This window comes from Rhizobium sp. C4, from assembly GCF_021026315.1.
In the GTDB taxonomy this organism is placed as follows: Bacteria; Pseudomonadota; Alphaproteobacteria; order Rhizobiales; family Rhizobiaceae; genus Ensifer_A.
The window spans coordinates 470,214-483,026 of the sequence record NZ_JAJNCX010000002.1; the positions used below are offsets into that span (position 1 = coordinate 470,214).

Sequence of the window (12,813 nt, forward strand, 5' to 3'; positions counted from 1 at the left end):
GCGACGCGATTAAAGTAACTGAATGTCGAATGCGCCCCAAGCCGACTAGATGTCGGGTGGCGCAGCGATCAACTAACATTTTAGAATGCGGTCCGCTGGAAAGGGTAAGATCATGGTTCAGGCAAGTGACAAGGCGTCCATTGATCAGTGGTATGTTATCGATACTGAAGCACAGATCCCCTTTGGGACGTCAAGTAACCGGCTGCTGGGCTTCGACCTCAAGGTGGTGCGCAGCAAGACGGACGGTGTGACGGTCTATTGTGCCGGTCGTGACGAAGCACTGCCGATCCGCCAGCGCTTCGGTTTCATCTGGACAACGCTTGGCACGCCGGAGCGCGACGTATTCCCGATGCCGGAAGCCGATGAGCCTGATAGGCGCTATGTGCCCTGCGGCGTGGTGGCCGTGAACGCCTCAGGCCTTCGCATTGTCGAGAACTTCCTCGACATGGCGCATTTCCCCTTCGTCCATACGGATATCCTGGGCTCCGAACCGCATACCGAAGTCGAGCATTACAATGTCGAGATCCGTCGTGACGTGGACGAGGTCTGGGCGACAAATTGCCAGTTCTTCCAGCCGCAGGCAGCCCTGTCGGCAAAGGAGGGCATCATGACGCAATATATCTATCGCGTGATGACGCCGTTCACGACGCTGCTTTACAAGACCTGCCCGAATTCGGCCAATCGCTGGGATCTGATCTGCCTCTTCGTGCAGCCCGTCGATGTCGACCGCTGCCGTGCGCATCCGGTCATGTATCTGATCGATGATGTCTCGACGACCAGCTCGCTGATCGAGTTCCAGCAGCTCATCTTCCTTCAGGACCGCATCATTCTGGAAAACCAGCGCCCGGTTCTCTTGCCGCTGGAGCCACGCTCGGAAATACCGACACGGGCGGATGCCTCCTCCATCGCCTATCGCCGCTGGCTGAAGGAAAAAGGCGTGACCTACGGCACCAGCCTTCAAGCCGCGTGACAGCGATGATGCTGAGAAATGCATGGCTGCTTGCCAGAGGTTTCCACGCGCCCGTGTGTGGCGACGTTGAGGTTCTGGACGACACGCTGATCGAGATCGATGCGGATGGTGTCATTGGTGACGTCGTTCGCCCGACCGAAGCCCGATATGAAGTGCTGAAGTCCGCGATCGAAGGGCAGGGCATTCTGCATCGACTGCCGGAGGGCTGCTATATCCTGCCCGGCTTTGTCGATTGCCATGTCCATGCGCCGCAATATCCGCAGCTGGGCTCGGCGCTGGATGTGCCGCTGGAAGTGTGGCTCCACAAATACACGTTCCCCCTTGAGGCGCGCTTTGCCGATCTCGCCTATGCGCGCCGCGCTTATGATCTGCTGGTGGCCGATCTGCTTGCGAATGGAACGACGACGGCGCTCTATTTCGCGACCATCCATCAGGAGGCGACGCGGCTGCTCGCCGATATCTGCCTTGAGAAAGGCCAGCGTGCGCTGGTCGGCAAGGTGGCGATGGATCATCCCGAAAACTGCCCGGACTATTATCGCGACGCCTCGCCAGAGGCTGCCGTGGAGGGCACGCGGGCGCTGATCGACTATATCTTTGCCCATCCCGACAATGCGAGCGGCCTCGTGAAGCCGGTCATTACTCCGCGCTTCATTCCCGCCTGCACCGATGCGGCGCTGGAGGGCCTGGGGCAATTGGCGCAGGAATGCGGCTGCCATGTGCAGACCCATTGTTCGGAGAGCGATTGGGCGCATGGCTATGTGCTGGAGCGCCACGGCATGACCGATGCCGCTAGCCTTGATCGCTTCGGCCTTCTCGGACGGCGGACGATGCTGGCGCATTCCAACTTCCTGACGGCCTCGGATATGGAGTTGCTGAAAGTCCGTGAGGCGGCTGTCGCGCATTGCCCGCTTTCCAATTCCTTCTTCGCCGGCGCCGTGTTTCCGCTCCGCGCCGCGCTGGAAAAGGGGCTCCATATCGGCCTCGGCACGGATATTTCCGGCGGCCCCAGCGCCTCCATGTTCGAGGCGAGCCGCAATGCGATCACGGTTTCGCGGATGCTGGAAACGGGTGTCGATCCGCAAAAGAGTGCGGCCGAGCGCGCGTCCGGTGCCCCTGCACGGATCGATTTCCGCCATGCGTTCCATGTCGCAACCGCCGGCGGAGCGAAGGCGCTGGACCTGCCTGTGGGGCAATTTGCGCCGGGCTATGCCTTCGATGCGATGCTGATCGATTGCAACGCGCCCGGCGGCACGATCCGCCTGTGGGATGAGGCGGAGACGAGCGATGATCTCTTGCAGCGGATCATCTTCACCGCGTCAAAGGGCAATATCGCCCAGGTCTGGGTGGCTGGCCGGGCGGTGGCCGGAACCGGGATTGCCGATCAGGCCGCGTGACGCGAAAACCGTCCGAAGGCGCACCTTCCGCATCCGGAATCTCGCGCCGCCGCGCGCCGTCCTCAGGGCACTTCTTTTCCGATTGCCAGCGTGTAGAGTTCAAACCAGGTCTGCCGGTCGATTTCGACCTTGGCAGCCTCGCCGATCTTCGCGATACGGGAAAGATTGTTGGTGCCGAGCACGGGCGCGATGCGGGCCGGATGTGCCAGCAGCCAGGCAACGGCCACGGCGGTTTCGGCAACGCCCTGTTCGCCGGCGATCCGCTTGAGTGCGGCGCTCAGCGCCGGCTTCGAACCATCCATCAGCCCGCCACCGCCAAGCGGCGACCATGCCATCGGCACGATCAGGCGTTCCTGCAGATAGGCGAGATCACCGTTGGTGAACGGGTCCGTGCAGGCGAGGCTCAGTTCGATCTGGTTGACGACAAGGTTCTGCTCCATGGACGATTGCAGCAGCGAGAAATCCCAGGGGCGGAAATTGGAGACGCCGACGGCGCGCACCTTGCCCGATGCGACCAGTGCGTCCAGCGCCGTGCCGGTCTCGTCCGGGTCCATGAAAGGATCGGGGCGATGGATCAGCAGGAGGTCGACATGATCGGTGCCGAGTTCCTTCAGCGAGGCCTCGAGGGATGTGGTGATGTGGGCCGCACTCGTGTCGTAATATTTGAGGCGTGCAGCGGAATGCCGTCCGGCCGGCACGACGATATCGCATTTGGTGACGATCTCGATCTGGTCGCGCAGCGACGGCGTTGCCTTCAGCACGCGGCCGAACAGGCCTTCGACCGTGTAGCCGCCATAGATGTCGGCATGGTCCATCGTCGTGATGCCCTGCGCAAGGCAGGCGTCGAGCTTGGCGCGGATATGCGCATCCGACGTATCCGTGTCATCGCCCAGCCGCCACATGCCGTAGACGAGGCGGCTGAAGGTGAGATCGTGTGTAATATCAATGCGTTCCATCAGCGGCGAACTCCGGTTCCAAGAGGTGTCGCCGGGGTTTCGGCGGGCACACGTCCATATTCATGCGGCAGCGAACAGGTTTTCAGCTGCGGCAGAACCTTGGTGCCGAAATATTGCGCTTCGTCAAGATGCGGATAGCCGGACAGGATGAAAGCGCGGATGCCCATCTTGCGATAGGCCTCCAGTTCGGACAGCACCTGATCGGTCGAACCGACGATCGCGGCCCCGCAGCCGGAGCGCGCCCGGCCGATGCCGGTCCAGAGATGCGGCTCGATATAGCCGAACTGGTCGGCCAGCTCGCGTGCGCGGGCCTGATGCGCCACGCCGAGCGAAATGGAATCATGCGCCCGCTCGCGGATCAGCTTGCCATATTCGTCGTCGAGCCTGGATACGAGGTGTTCTGCATAGTCCCGCGCTTCCTTCTCGGTGTCGCGGACGATCATGTGGACGCGCAGACCGTAGTCCAGCGTGCGGCCATGGGCAGCGGCGCGGGCGTGGACCGCCTTCATCCGCTCGGCGAGCTGTTCCTTCGTCTCCGGCCACATGAGATAGACGTCGCATTGCGCGCCGCAAAGCTCCAGCGCGTCGGGCGAATAGCCGCCGAAATAGAGCAGCGGGCCACCATTCTGCTGATAGGGCCTTGCAGGGTCGGTCGGCACGTTCTTGAAGTTATAAACCTCGCCCTCGAAGTCGATCCTGTCGCGCGTCCAGGCCTGGCGCAGGATTTCCACGACCTCGTGGCTGCGCCTGTAGCGGAAGGCGCTGTCGGCCACTTCGCCCGGGAAGTCGGAGGAGATGACATTCAGCGTCAGCCGGCCCTTCAGCATGTGGTCAAGCGTTGCGACCGTGCGCGCCAGCATGATCGGCTGCATCTCGCCGCAGCGGATGGCCGCCAGCATGTTGATCTTTTCGGTGATGGGCGCACACGCCGCGACGAAGGAGAGCGTATCCTGGCCCACCTGATAGGAGGAGGGGCAGAGAATGTTGCGGAAGCCTAAGCTTTCCGCCGTCTTCACGATGTCCGAGCAATGCTCGAAGCTGGAGCGCAGGTTCCCATCGGGTACGCCGAGATATTCATAGTCATCGGAACACAGAGCGGCGAACCACGACACTTCGGCGGCGTCGAGATCTGCGGATGTGACGGGAACGACCGTCATGATTTTCCTCCCGGAGGTGCATTTTTCTCTTGCGTAACATCAAGCTTGTTGTAGATCAATGGTGTATCAATTTTTGCAGCATCGCCCCCGGATGTCGGTACGACACGTCGGAAAGGACGATGCGCCAGGAATAGTTTCGGCGGTTGGGAGGTCGCGGAAGCCATGAATTCGACCGCAGGCAGCCTGCCCATCTATATCCAGATCGCCGAGCTTCTGGTGCGCGACATCGCTGCCAATCGGCTGATCGACGGTGAGCGTTTGCCGCCCGAGCGCGACATGGCGGCGGAGCTTGGAATCGCTGTAGGAACGCTGCGCAAAGCCTTGGCCGAATTGGAAAAACGCGGGCTTCTTGAGCGTCGGCAAGGCTCCGGCAATTACATTCGCGCCGTCAGCAATCCGCAAAGCGTCTACGCCATGTTCCGCCTCGAACTGATCGAGGGCGGTGGCCTGCCGACGGCGGAAATCCTCAGTGTCGTGCGCCGCGAGAAGCCGGCGGATTTGCCGGACTTCGGTAAGTCATCCGAGGCCTGGCGCATCCGTCGCCTGCGCCGGCTCTCCGGCAAGCCCGCGGCGCTGGAGGAGATCTGGCTTGATGCCGGCGCCGCAGTGGGCTTCAAGGTCGAGGACCTGTCGGAATCGCTCTATCTCTATTATCGCCAGAAGCTCAAGCTCTGGATCGTGCGGGCGGAAGACCGCATGGGCCTTGGTTTCGTACCCGAATGGCGGCCGGACGAATTCGGCATGCCCGCCGGCGCGCCCGCGCCGCAGGTGCTGCGTATCAGTCATGACCAGCGTGGCGGCAAGGTGGAAGTCTCCCACACATGGTTTGACCCGGAAATCGCCCGCTATGTGGCGCGACTGAAATAGACAGACAGCAGGAAGTCCAATGACGACGTTGAATTACGGATTGATCGGTTGCGGCATGATGGGGCAGGAGCATTTGCGCAATATTGCGCTTCTACCCGATGCGAGCGTTGCCGCCATTTTCGAGCCGGATGCCGGGATGCGCGCGATTGCCGCCGAGATGGCGCCGGGTGCCGCGATGGTCAATTCGATTGCCGATGTTCTGGCGGTCGATGCGGTCAACTGCCTGCTGATCGTCAGCCCGAACTACATGCATCTGCGCCAACTTGAAGAGATCGCGGCAATCCGCCCGCTGCCCATTCTCTGCGAAAAGCCGCTTTTTACCGATCCGGACGATGCGCCGCGTCTCGCAGCCCTTCGTGCCGCTTACCCCGCGCCGATCTGGGTGGCGATGGAATATCGTTACATGCCGCCCGTTGCCCGGCTAGTGGAAGAGGCGGAGGCCGCGACTGGCGGCATCAGGATGCTGACCATTCGCGAGCATCGTTTTCCGTTCCTGGAAAAGGTCGGCGACTGGAACCGCTTCAACCGCAATACAGGCGGCACACTGGTCGAAAAATGCTGTCATTTCTTTGACTTGATGCGCTTCATTCTGAAATCGGATCCGGTGCGTGTCATGGCCTCGGGAGGCCAGTCGGTGAACCATCTGGACGAGGTCTATGACGGCAAGCGCTCCGATATCTGGGACAATGCCTATGTGATCGTCGATTTCGCCTCCGGCGCACGCGCCATGCTGGAACTCTGCATGTTTGCCGAGGGCGCCCGCTATCAGGAGGAGATTTCCGCCGTCGGGCCGAAGGGCAAGATCGAGGCGCATGTGCCGGGGCCGGGGCGCTTCTGGCCCGACCATCTCGGCGAGCCGCCGGTGCCGCAGGTTGTCGTCTCGCCGCGCGAGCCGAAGGGGCCGCGACTGGTCGAAATCCCGGTTGATCAGCAACTGCTCGCCGCCGGCGATCACAACGGCTCGACCTTCTATCAGCATCAGCGCTTCCAGCGCGCCGCTCTTGGCGCGCAGCCGGTCGAGGTGACGCTGGAGGATGGCTGGTGGGCGGTCGCCATGGGCATGGCCGCGCAGCAGTCGGCAGCAACAGGCGAGGCGGTGCGTCTCGATCAGGTTGCCTACGGGGTCAAGCGTTGAGCCGCGCACTCAGGTGATTATGGCAGCCAGCCGTCCGAAAGCGCGTGATCGCGAGCCAGCGGAAGGCTGACAAACCTGCCGTTGCGGGCGGAATCGTAGATCGCCGTCATCAGCTCGATGGAATGGCGCCCTTCCACCATCGTGGGCAGGAAGACGTCCTTTCCTTCGGTCAGATGCGCGTGGATGTCCATGAACATGCCGGTAAATCGCCGTTCGGTGTCGGGGTAGAGCGCGACGATCGCGTCGATCTCCGCCTGGCGCGCCGGATCCGTGGCCAGAAACGTCCAGTTGCCTCCGCCGATATGATAGGCCTCGGTATCCGAGGTCATCATGACATGTTCGAAGCAGGCGCGGAACCGCGAGGTGTTGCCGGCCGCGCCCAGCGTCAGGGATGAGGTCACCAGGGCGCCGTCGCCGGTCCGCATGATGATTGCGCCGCAATCCTCCGTCTCGATCGGGTTGACGCGCGTGTCGAGGAAGGCGGCAACTTCGACAACCTCGCCGGTCAGATGCGTGGCCAGATTGTGGATGTGGCAGGCGTGGCTGACGATTGCTCCTCCAAGCTCGCCCTTCCACATCCCGCGCCATTTCTGCGCATAATAGTCGGCGCCGCGCTGCCAGTGGGTTTCCAGCGACAGCGTATAGGCCTTGCCCAAGAGCCCGCGTGTTTTCAACGCATGGGCTGCGCGATAGCCCGCGCCGTAACGGTATTGAAAGACCGGAAAGACCTGCTTTCCGATGCGCTTTGCGGCATCGATCATCCGGTCGACATCGGCGAGAGAGCCGGAGATCGGCTTCTCGCAGATCACATGCTTGCCGGCTTCCAGCGCCGCAAGCGAAATGGGCGCATGCAGGTGTGGCGGCAGGCAGTTGTCGATGATGTCGATGTCCGGGTCGGCAAATGCTTCCGCCATATCGGCGATGGCGCGGCAGCCGGGCATCAGCTCCACCACGTCCTGCGCCCTGTCGATATTGAGATCGCAGACATAGCGGATGTCGAAGAGATGCATGAGCTTGGCATAGGCGATCATGTGGTTCTTGCCGATGCCGGCGCCGATAATGGCCACGCGAAGACGTGTTGTCACTTGTTAGCTCCGTTTTCTGCGATTGCCTGCGCTGTCAGCGCCAGTTCGGTGGCCATGAAGGCATGGGCCTGGGTCATCGCCGTTTCGGTGCGCGCTTCGATATCGCTGGCGAAGTGGCCGAAATAGGGGAGGCCGGTGCCCGTTGCGTCGAAGCGTTGCACGCCCCCGCCATTCACCAGAAAGACATGGTCGCCGCCCGGTTGGCCAGCAATATCAATGTATTTTCTGAGCTCGATATAGCCGTCTGTGCCCAGAATGGTCATGCGGCCGTCGCCCCAGACCGGCAGGCCCGATGGCGTCAGCCAGTCGACGCGGTGATAGCCGCGCCCGCCATTGCCTTCGAGCAGCACTTCGCCAAAATCCTGGAAGTCGGGCCTGTCCGGATTGGCGACATTGCCGGTAAAGGCGCTGACGATCCGGGCTTCCGTCGAACCGGTGAAATGCAGGAACTGGTCGAATTGATGGGCGCAGATGTCGGTCAGGATGCCGCCCGTCTTCTGCCGCTCCCAGAACCAGGCCGGGCGGGCTGACGGATTGGCGCGGTGCGGACCGAGGCCGACGGTCTGCACGACCTTGCCGATGCGGCCTTCGGCAATCAGCCGATCGGCCAGCGTGTTGCTCTCCACGCAGAAGCGCTCCGAAAAGCAGACACTCCATATGCGGCCGGTCTCCGCGACAGTCCGGCGGATATCGGCAAGCTGTTGCAGGCTGACGCAGCCGGGCTTGTCGACCATGACATCCTTGCCATGGCGCATGGCCGTGATGGCGACCGCGGCGCGCTCGCTGTTGATGCCGGAGCACAGGATCAGATGGATGCTCTTGTCTTCCAGGATTTCGGCTTCGGTCTTTTCGGGGACGTGGGGGTAGGTGGCCTGAAACTCGGCACGCGTGTGTTCCGGTGTCTCCGGCCCGGTCGCCCACGCAGCAAACACACCACCGGCTTTGAGCATGCCGTTCAGCATGTCGTAGATATGGCCATGATCGATCCCGATCACGCCAATCTTCAGTTGGGATGCCATGGTCTTTACCGGTCCAGCTTCAACCCGCGCGCACGCAGCATGGTGGGAATATGGACCAGCGAACCGGTCTCGATCGAAGCGTTGGCGGCAATGCCGGTGAGGATGGACCAGGCGCCGCCGATGTGATCGGAGGCCCGCTGATAGCGGTCCGGCTCCTGATTGTCCGGATCGAAGATATAGCCGAGCATCAGCGGATCGGCCCCGCCGTGATCGCCTTCGCCGGCCGGCACGTCGAGCATGCGCGGCGGCTCTCCGGCCAGATGAAGCTCCGTGGTGATCGCGTCCTTGTCGGCATGGTCGCGCACGCCGCCGAAGACGCCGTGAACCTCGACATGGCGATGCGTGAGTTCGCCCTTGGTGCCGTGGAACTTGATTTCCAGTCCTTCCCAGGGCGAATAGGCGGTCAGCGTGTAATTGGCGGTGGCGCCGGAAGCGTAGCGGATATGGGCCTGCACCGTGTCCTCGATGCCGATCTCCTCATCGAAGACGCAGAGGTCGCGGAAATAGCCGTCTTCGTTTTCCGCATCGAGATAGAGACTGCGCAGGTTTTCGTCGCCGTCGAGATCGAGGCGGAAGACGCAGCGATCGAAGGCGGGACAGCCATGACAGCGCGGGCCGTGATCCGACAGGCCAAGCTCCACTGCCGTTTCCGGCCTGTAGAAGACGCGCCGGCCTGTCGCCAGAACGTCCGTCGGCACCGAGCCTAGCCACCAGTTGAGCAGGTCGAAGTGATGCGTCGACTTGTGGACGAGGAGGCCGCCGGAATTCTCTTTCTGCCGATGCCAGCGGCGGAAATAGTCGGCGCCGTGAACCCGGTCGAGATGCCAGCGGAAATCGACGGCAGTGATCGTGCCGATGATGCCCGAGGAGAGTAGCTCCTTGATCTGCGTGCGCGCGGGCGAATAGCGGTAGTTGAAGGTGACCTTCACTTTCCGACCCGTTCGTGCCTGGGCATCGATGATGTGTTTCAGCCTCGAAAGGTCGATGGTCAGCGGCTTTTCGCAGATCACGTCGCATCCGGCCTCGAAGGCGCGCACGATATAGTCGGAATGCAGGAAGTCCGGCGTCGTGACGACGACCGTGTCCGGCTTCTGCTCGTCGAGAAGCCGGTCGAAATCGGCGGCGAGATAGGTTGCGACACCATTCGTTCCCGGCTTGTCGATCGCCTTCGCGGCTTCGCCGAGCCTGTGGGCATTGCTGTCGCACAGCGCGACGATCTCATGCCTGTCGGAATAATCCTCGGTGACTGAATCGCGGAACATCTTGTGCCGCGATCCGCACCCCACGATGGCAATCTTCATTGCAAGAGACCCTCATGCTGGAGTGGCTCGACACGCTGGCCGTTGCTGTCGAAATAGTGGATGTCGGAGAGTTCGAAGCCGACGGTGACGGTGTCTCCGGCTTTGGTCGCGCCTTGCTCCTTGCCGCTGACCAGCAGGATCTGGCCGGAGGCGAGCTGGACGTGAAGCAGCGTTTCGTTTCCGAGATATTCGACAAGCCTGACCGTGCCTTCCGCCTGGACCGCGCCGGTTCCCAGCGCGATGGAGCCGGGACGCACGCAGACGGTGATTGCGGTATCCGTCGTGGAAAGGGCTGGGATGCGGAATGGGCGGAAGCCTCGCGCGGTCGCCTCCAGTCCGTCATTGCCCTGTGTCAGCCGGGCCTCGATCATGTTGATCTTCGGCGAGCCGATGAAGCCGGCGACGAAGAGGTTCTGGGGCCGGGTATAGAGTTCCTGGGGCGTGCCAACCTGCTCGATCTTGCCGGCACGGAGCACCACGATGCGGCTTGCCAGCGTCATGGCTTCCACCTGGTCGTGGGTGACATAGATCATGGTGGTGCCGAGACGGGCATAGAGCGAGGCAAGCTCGGCGCGCATCTGCACGCGCAATTCCGCATCGAGGTTGGAAAGCGGCTCGTCGAAAAGGAAGAGCTTGGGTTCGCGCACGATGGCGCGGCCGATGGCGACGCGCTGCTTCTGCCCGCCTGAAAGCTGGCGCGGCTTGCGGTCGAGCAGCTTTTCGATCTGCAGGATGCGCGCTGCCTCGGCAACGCGGCGCTCCACCTCGGCGCGCGGAACCTTCATGTTCTCCAGCCCGAAGGCCAGGTTCTTGGCGACCGTCATATGCGGATAGAGCGCGTAGCTCTGGAACACCATCGACAGTTCGCGCTTGGAGGCGGGCAGGTCGTTGACGACGCGCCCGTCCATGGCGATCGTGCCGTCGGTGATGTCCTCGAGCCCCGCGATCATGCGCAGAAGGGTCGACTTGCCGCAGCCTGAAGGGCCGACGAGAACCAGAAACTCGCCGTCGCGCACGTCAAGGTTCAGGTCCTGGATGATGGAGAGGGCACCGTAGCGTTTGCCGGTGTTTCGAAGGGTCAATCCTACCATTGCCTGATATCCTATTTCATCCCTGTGGTCGCGATGCCGCGGATGATGAGCTTCTGAAAGAGAACGAAGAAGATGATGACCGGGACCAGCGAGGTGACGGACATCGCGAACATCTGCCCGAAGGCCGATTCCCCTTGCGAGTCGACGAAAAGCCGCAGCGCCAGCGGCACCGTGAACGTCTTGATGTCGTTGAGGTAGATCAGCGGCCCGAGGAAGTCTTCCCAGATCCAGATGAAGGAGAAGATCGCCGCCGTTCCCATCGCCGGCAACGACAGGGGCAGGATGATCCGCCAGTAGATCTTGAAGGGCGAGCAGCCGTCGATTTCCGCCGCTTCGTCCAGCTCGCGCGGCAGTTGCCGGAAGAACTGGATCATCAGGAAGACGAAGAAGACGTCGGAGGCGAGAAACTTCGGCACGATCAGCGGCAGATAGGTGTTCACCCATCCGAGCTTCAGGAATTCCACATACTGGGGAATGAGGACCACATGATAGGGGATCATGAGGGTCAGCATCATCAGCGCGAAGAAGAAATTCCGCCCGTTGAACCGCAGCCGCGCAAAGGCATAGGCCGCAAAGGAACAGGAGAGCAGGTTGCCGATGACGGAGAGGCCCGTCACGATGGCCGAATTGATGTAGAATACCGAAAACGACATCGGCAGGGCGTTCCAGCCCTTCGTGTAGTTGTCGAACTGGAACACTGTCGGCCAGAGCGAAAGCGACGTGAAGATTTCGTTCTCGGGTTTGACCGATGCGGAGAGCAGCCAGAACAGCGGATAGAGCATCACGCAGGAGGCTGCGATCAGGAAAGCGTGCTTCAGCAGACGTCCGCGCCGTGCCTGCGCCTCCCGCCGCTGCCGCATGACGGCGGCAATCGCGGCGGCTTCGGCGAGCTGGCGGTCGAATGCCGGGTCAGTCGCGTTCGTTTTCATAATGCACCCAGTATTTCGAAGAGAGGAAGGCAAGTCCGGTGAAGACCGCGATGATGACCAGCAGCACCCAGGCAAGCGCCGAGGCGTAGCCCATGCGGAAGAAGCTGAAGGCCTCGTTGAAGAGATAGACGGTGTAGAACAGCAGGCTGTCTGCCGGTGCGCCATTGCCATGCGAAATGATGAAGACGCTGGAGAAGGTCTTGAACGCGTCAATCGTCTGCAGGACGAGGTTGAAGAAAATCACCGGGGCGAGCAGCGGCAGCGTGATGCGGGTGAACTGCCGCCATGCCGGCGTCCCGTCGATTTCGGCGGCCTCATAGAGATCCTTCGGAATGGATCTCAGACCCGCCAGGAAGATCAGCATCGGTGAGCCGAACTGCCACATTGCCAGAACGACAAGGGTGTAGAGCGAGGTATTGGGATCGGTGATCCAGGATGGTCCGTCAATGCCGACGAAGGACAGAACCGCATTGACCGCGCCGTCCTTGGCAAAAAGCTGGCGCCAGAGGATGGCGATGGCGATGGAGGAGCCGAGCAGCGACGGGAGATAGAAGATCGCCCGGTAAAGGCTGATCGAGCGGAGCCCCTTGTCGAGGATCATCGCCACAGCCAGGGCCATGATCAATCGGGCCGGCACGGCCAGAGCCACATAGCTGAAGGTCACGTGCAGCGCCTTCCAGAAACGCCGGTCGCGCGTGAACATATAGACGTAATTGTCCCAGCCGACCCAGCGCGGCGCACTGACCATGTCGTATTTTGTGAAGGACAGATAGAGCGAGGCCAGAATGGGGCCAAGCGTCAGAAGGAAAAAGCCAATCAGCCACGGCAATAGAAATGTGTAGCCTGGTGCGTTCCGGGTGATGAAGCGTCTCATGAAGCGGCCTCTGTCTCGAAGATCCGGATCCCGAA

General features: G+C 61.8%; 12 protein-coding genes. 4 read left to right on the top strand and 8 right to left on the bottom strand.

Annotation, left to right across the window (positions count from 1 at the left end; translation table 11 throughout):
* Positions 1-112: 112 nt before the first annotated feature.
* On the top strand, positions 113-970 hold the full coding sequence (locus LQK84_RS05745) for an aromatic ring-hydroxylating oxygenase subunit alpha (protein WP_230827728.1): 858 nt from the start codon (positions 113-115) through the stop codon (positions 968-970).
* Positions 971-975: 5 nt separating this feature from the next.
* Positions 976-2,364, top strand: a complete 1,389-nt coding sequence (guaD, locus tag LQK84_RS05750; RefSeq protein WP_230827729.1) for a guanine deaminase — start codon at positions 976-978, stop codon at positions 2,362-2,364.
* Between the two features lie 62 nt (positions 2,365-2,426).
* On the opposite strand, the gene LQK84_RS05755 is transcribed toward guaD, so the two are convergent.
* Both LQK84_RS05755 and LQK84_RS05760 read right to left on the bottom strand, forming a co-directional pair.
* Positions 2,427-3,320: an aldo/keto reductase gene (locus LQK84_RS05755; protein WP_230827730.1), complete on the bottom strand. Its 894-nt coding sequence runs from the start codon at positions 3,318-3,320 to the stop codon at positions 2,427-2,429.
* A complete protein-coding gene (locus LQK84_RS05760; RefSeq protein WP_230827731.1) occupies positions 3,320-4,477 on the bottom strand; it encodes an LLM class flavin-dependent oxidoreductase in 1,158 nt (385 codons plus the stop codon). The genes LQK84_RS05755 and LQK84_RS05760 overlap by 1 nt, the downstream gene beginning before the upstream one ends.
* 162 nt (positions 4,478-4,639) lie before the next feature.
* Here LQK84_RS05760 and LQK84_RS05765 point away from each other — a divergent pair, with 162 nt between their 5' ends.
* A complete protein-coding gene (locus tag LQK84_RS05765) occupies positions 4,640-5,344 on the top strand; it encodes a GntR family transcriptional regulator (RefSeq protein WP_230827732.1) in 705 nt (234 codons plus the stop codon).
* A 19-nt stretch (positions 5,345-5,363) separates the two neighbouring features.
* Entirely contained in the window at positions 5,364-6,479 is a 1,116-nt protein-coding gene (locus LQK84_RS05770; RefSeq protein WP_230827733.1) for a Gfo/Idh/MocA family protein, read from the top strand.
* Positions 6,480-6,496: 17 nt separating this feature from the next.
* Here LQK84_RS05770 and LQK84_RS05775 read toward each other — a convergent pair whose 3' ends face one another.
* Genes LQK84_RS05775 through LQK84_RS05800 form a run of 6 tightly spaced genes read right to left on the bottom strand, consistent with a single transcriptional unit; the run spans position 6,497 to position 12,778 of the window.
* A complete protein-coding gene (locus tag LQK84_RS05775) occupies positions 6,497-7,564 on the bottom strand; it encodes a Gfo/Idh/MocA family protein (RefSeq protein ID WP_230827734.1) in 1,068 nt (355 codons plus the stop codon).
* Positions 7,561-8,583: a Gfo/Idh/MocA family protein gene (locus tag LQK84_RS05780; RefSeq protein ID WP_230827735.1), complete on the bottom strand. Its 1,023-nt coding sequence runs from the start codon at positions 8,581-8,583 to the stop codon at positions 7,561-7,563. The genes LQK84_RS05775 and LQK84_RS05780 overlap by 4 nt, the downstream gene beginning before the upstream one ends.
* 5 nt (positions 8,584-8,588) lie before the next feature.
* Complete coding sequence (locus LQK84_RS05785) at positions 8,589-9,884, bottom strand: Gfo/Idh/MocA family protein (RefSeq protein WP_230827736.1); 1,296 nt, start codon at positions 9,882-9,884, stop codon at positions 8,589-8,591.
* Positions 9,881-10,975, bottom strand: a complete 1,095-nt coding sequence (locus LQK84_RS05790) for an ABC transporter ATP-binding protein (protein WP_230827737.1) — start codon at positions 10,973-10,975, stop codon at positions 9,881-9,883. The genes LQK84_RS05785 and LQK84_RS05790 overlap by 4 nt, the downstream gene beginning before the upstream one ends.
* A gap of 11 nt (positions 10,976-10,986) precedes the next feature.
* Positions 10,987-11,835 (bottom strand): carbohydrate ABC transporter permease, encoded by an 849-nt coding sequence (locus LQK84_RS05795; protein WP_230827850.1) that lies wholly within the window; start codon positions 11,833-11,835, stop codon positions 10,987-10,989.
* A 49-nt stretch (positions 11,836-11,884) separates the two neighbouring features.
* Positions 11,885-12,778 carry a carbohydrate ABC transporter permease gene (locus LQK84_RS05800; RefSeq protein ID WP_230827738.1) on the bottom strand — a complete coding sequence of 298 codons (894 nt, stop codon included), beginning with the start codon at positions 12,776-12,778 and terminating at the stop codon, positions 11,885-11,887.
* Positions 12,779-12,813 lie beyond the last annotated feature (35 nt).

Excerpts from the sequence above, each read along its gene's own strand:
- LQK84_RS05790 (WP_230827737.1), bottom strand. The coding sequence starts at position 10,975 with ATGGTAGGATTGACCCTTCGAAACACCGGCAAACGCTACGGTGCCCTC.
- LQK84_RS05770 (WP_230827733.1), top strand. The coding sequence starts at position 5,364 with ATGACGACGTTGAATTACGGATTGATCGGTTGCGGCATGATGGGGCAG.
- LQK84_RS05745 (WP_230827728.1), top strand. The coding sequence starts at position 113 with ATGGTTCAGGCAAGTGACAAGGCGTCCATTGATCAGTGGTATGTTATC.
- LQK84_RS05800 (WP_230827738.1), bottom strand. The coding sequence starts at position 12,778 with ATGAGACGCTTCATCACCCGGAACGCACCAGGCTACACATTTCTATTG.
- LQK84_RS05785 (WP_230827736.1), bottom strand. The coding sequence starts at position 9,884 with ATGAAGATTGCCATCGTGGGGTGCGGATCGCGGCACAAGATGTTCCGC.
- LQK84_RS05755 (WP_230827730.1), bottom strand. The coding sequence starts at position 3,320 with ATGGAACGCATTGATATTACACACGATCTCACCTTCAGCCGCCTCGTC.
- LQK84_RS05765 (WP_230827732.1), top strand. The coding sequence starts at position 4,640 with ATGAATTCGACCGCAGGCAGCCTGCCCATCTATATCCAGATCGCCGAG.
- LQK84_RS05795 (WP_230827850.1), bottom strand. The coding sequence starts at position 11,835 with ATGCGGCAGCGGCGGGAGGCGCAGGCACGGCGCGGACGTCTGCTGAAG.
- guaD (WP_230827729.1), top strand. The coding sequence starts at position 976 with ATGATGCTGAGAAATGCATGGCTGCTTGCCAGAGGTTTCCACGCGCCC.
- LQK84_RS05780 (WP_230827735.1), bottom strand. The coding sequence starts at position 8,583 with ATGGCATCCCAACTGAAGATTGGCGTGATCGGGATCGATCATGGCCAT.
- LQK84_RS05760 (WP_230827731.1), bottom strand. The coding sequence starts at position 4,477 with ATGACGGTCGTTCCCGTCACATCCGCAGATCTCGACGCCGCCGAAGTG.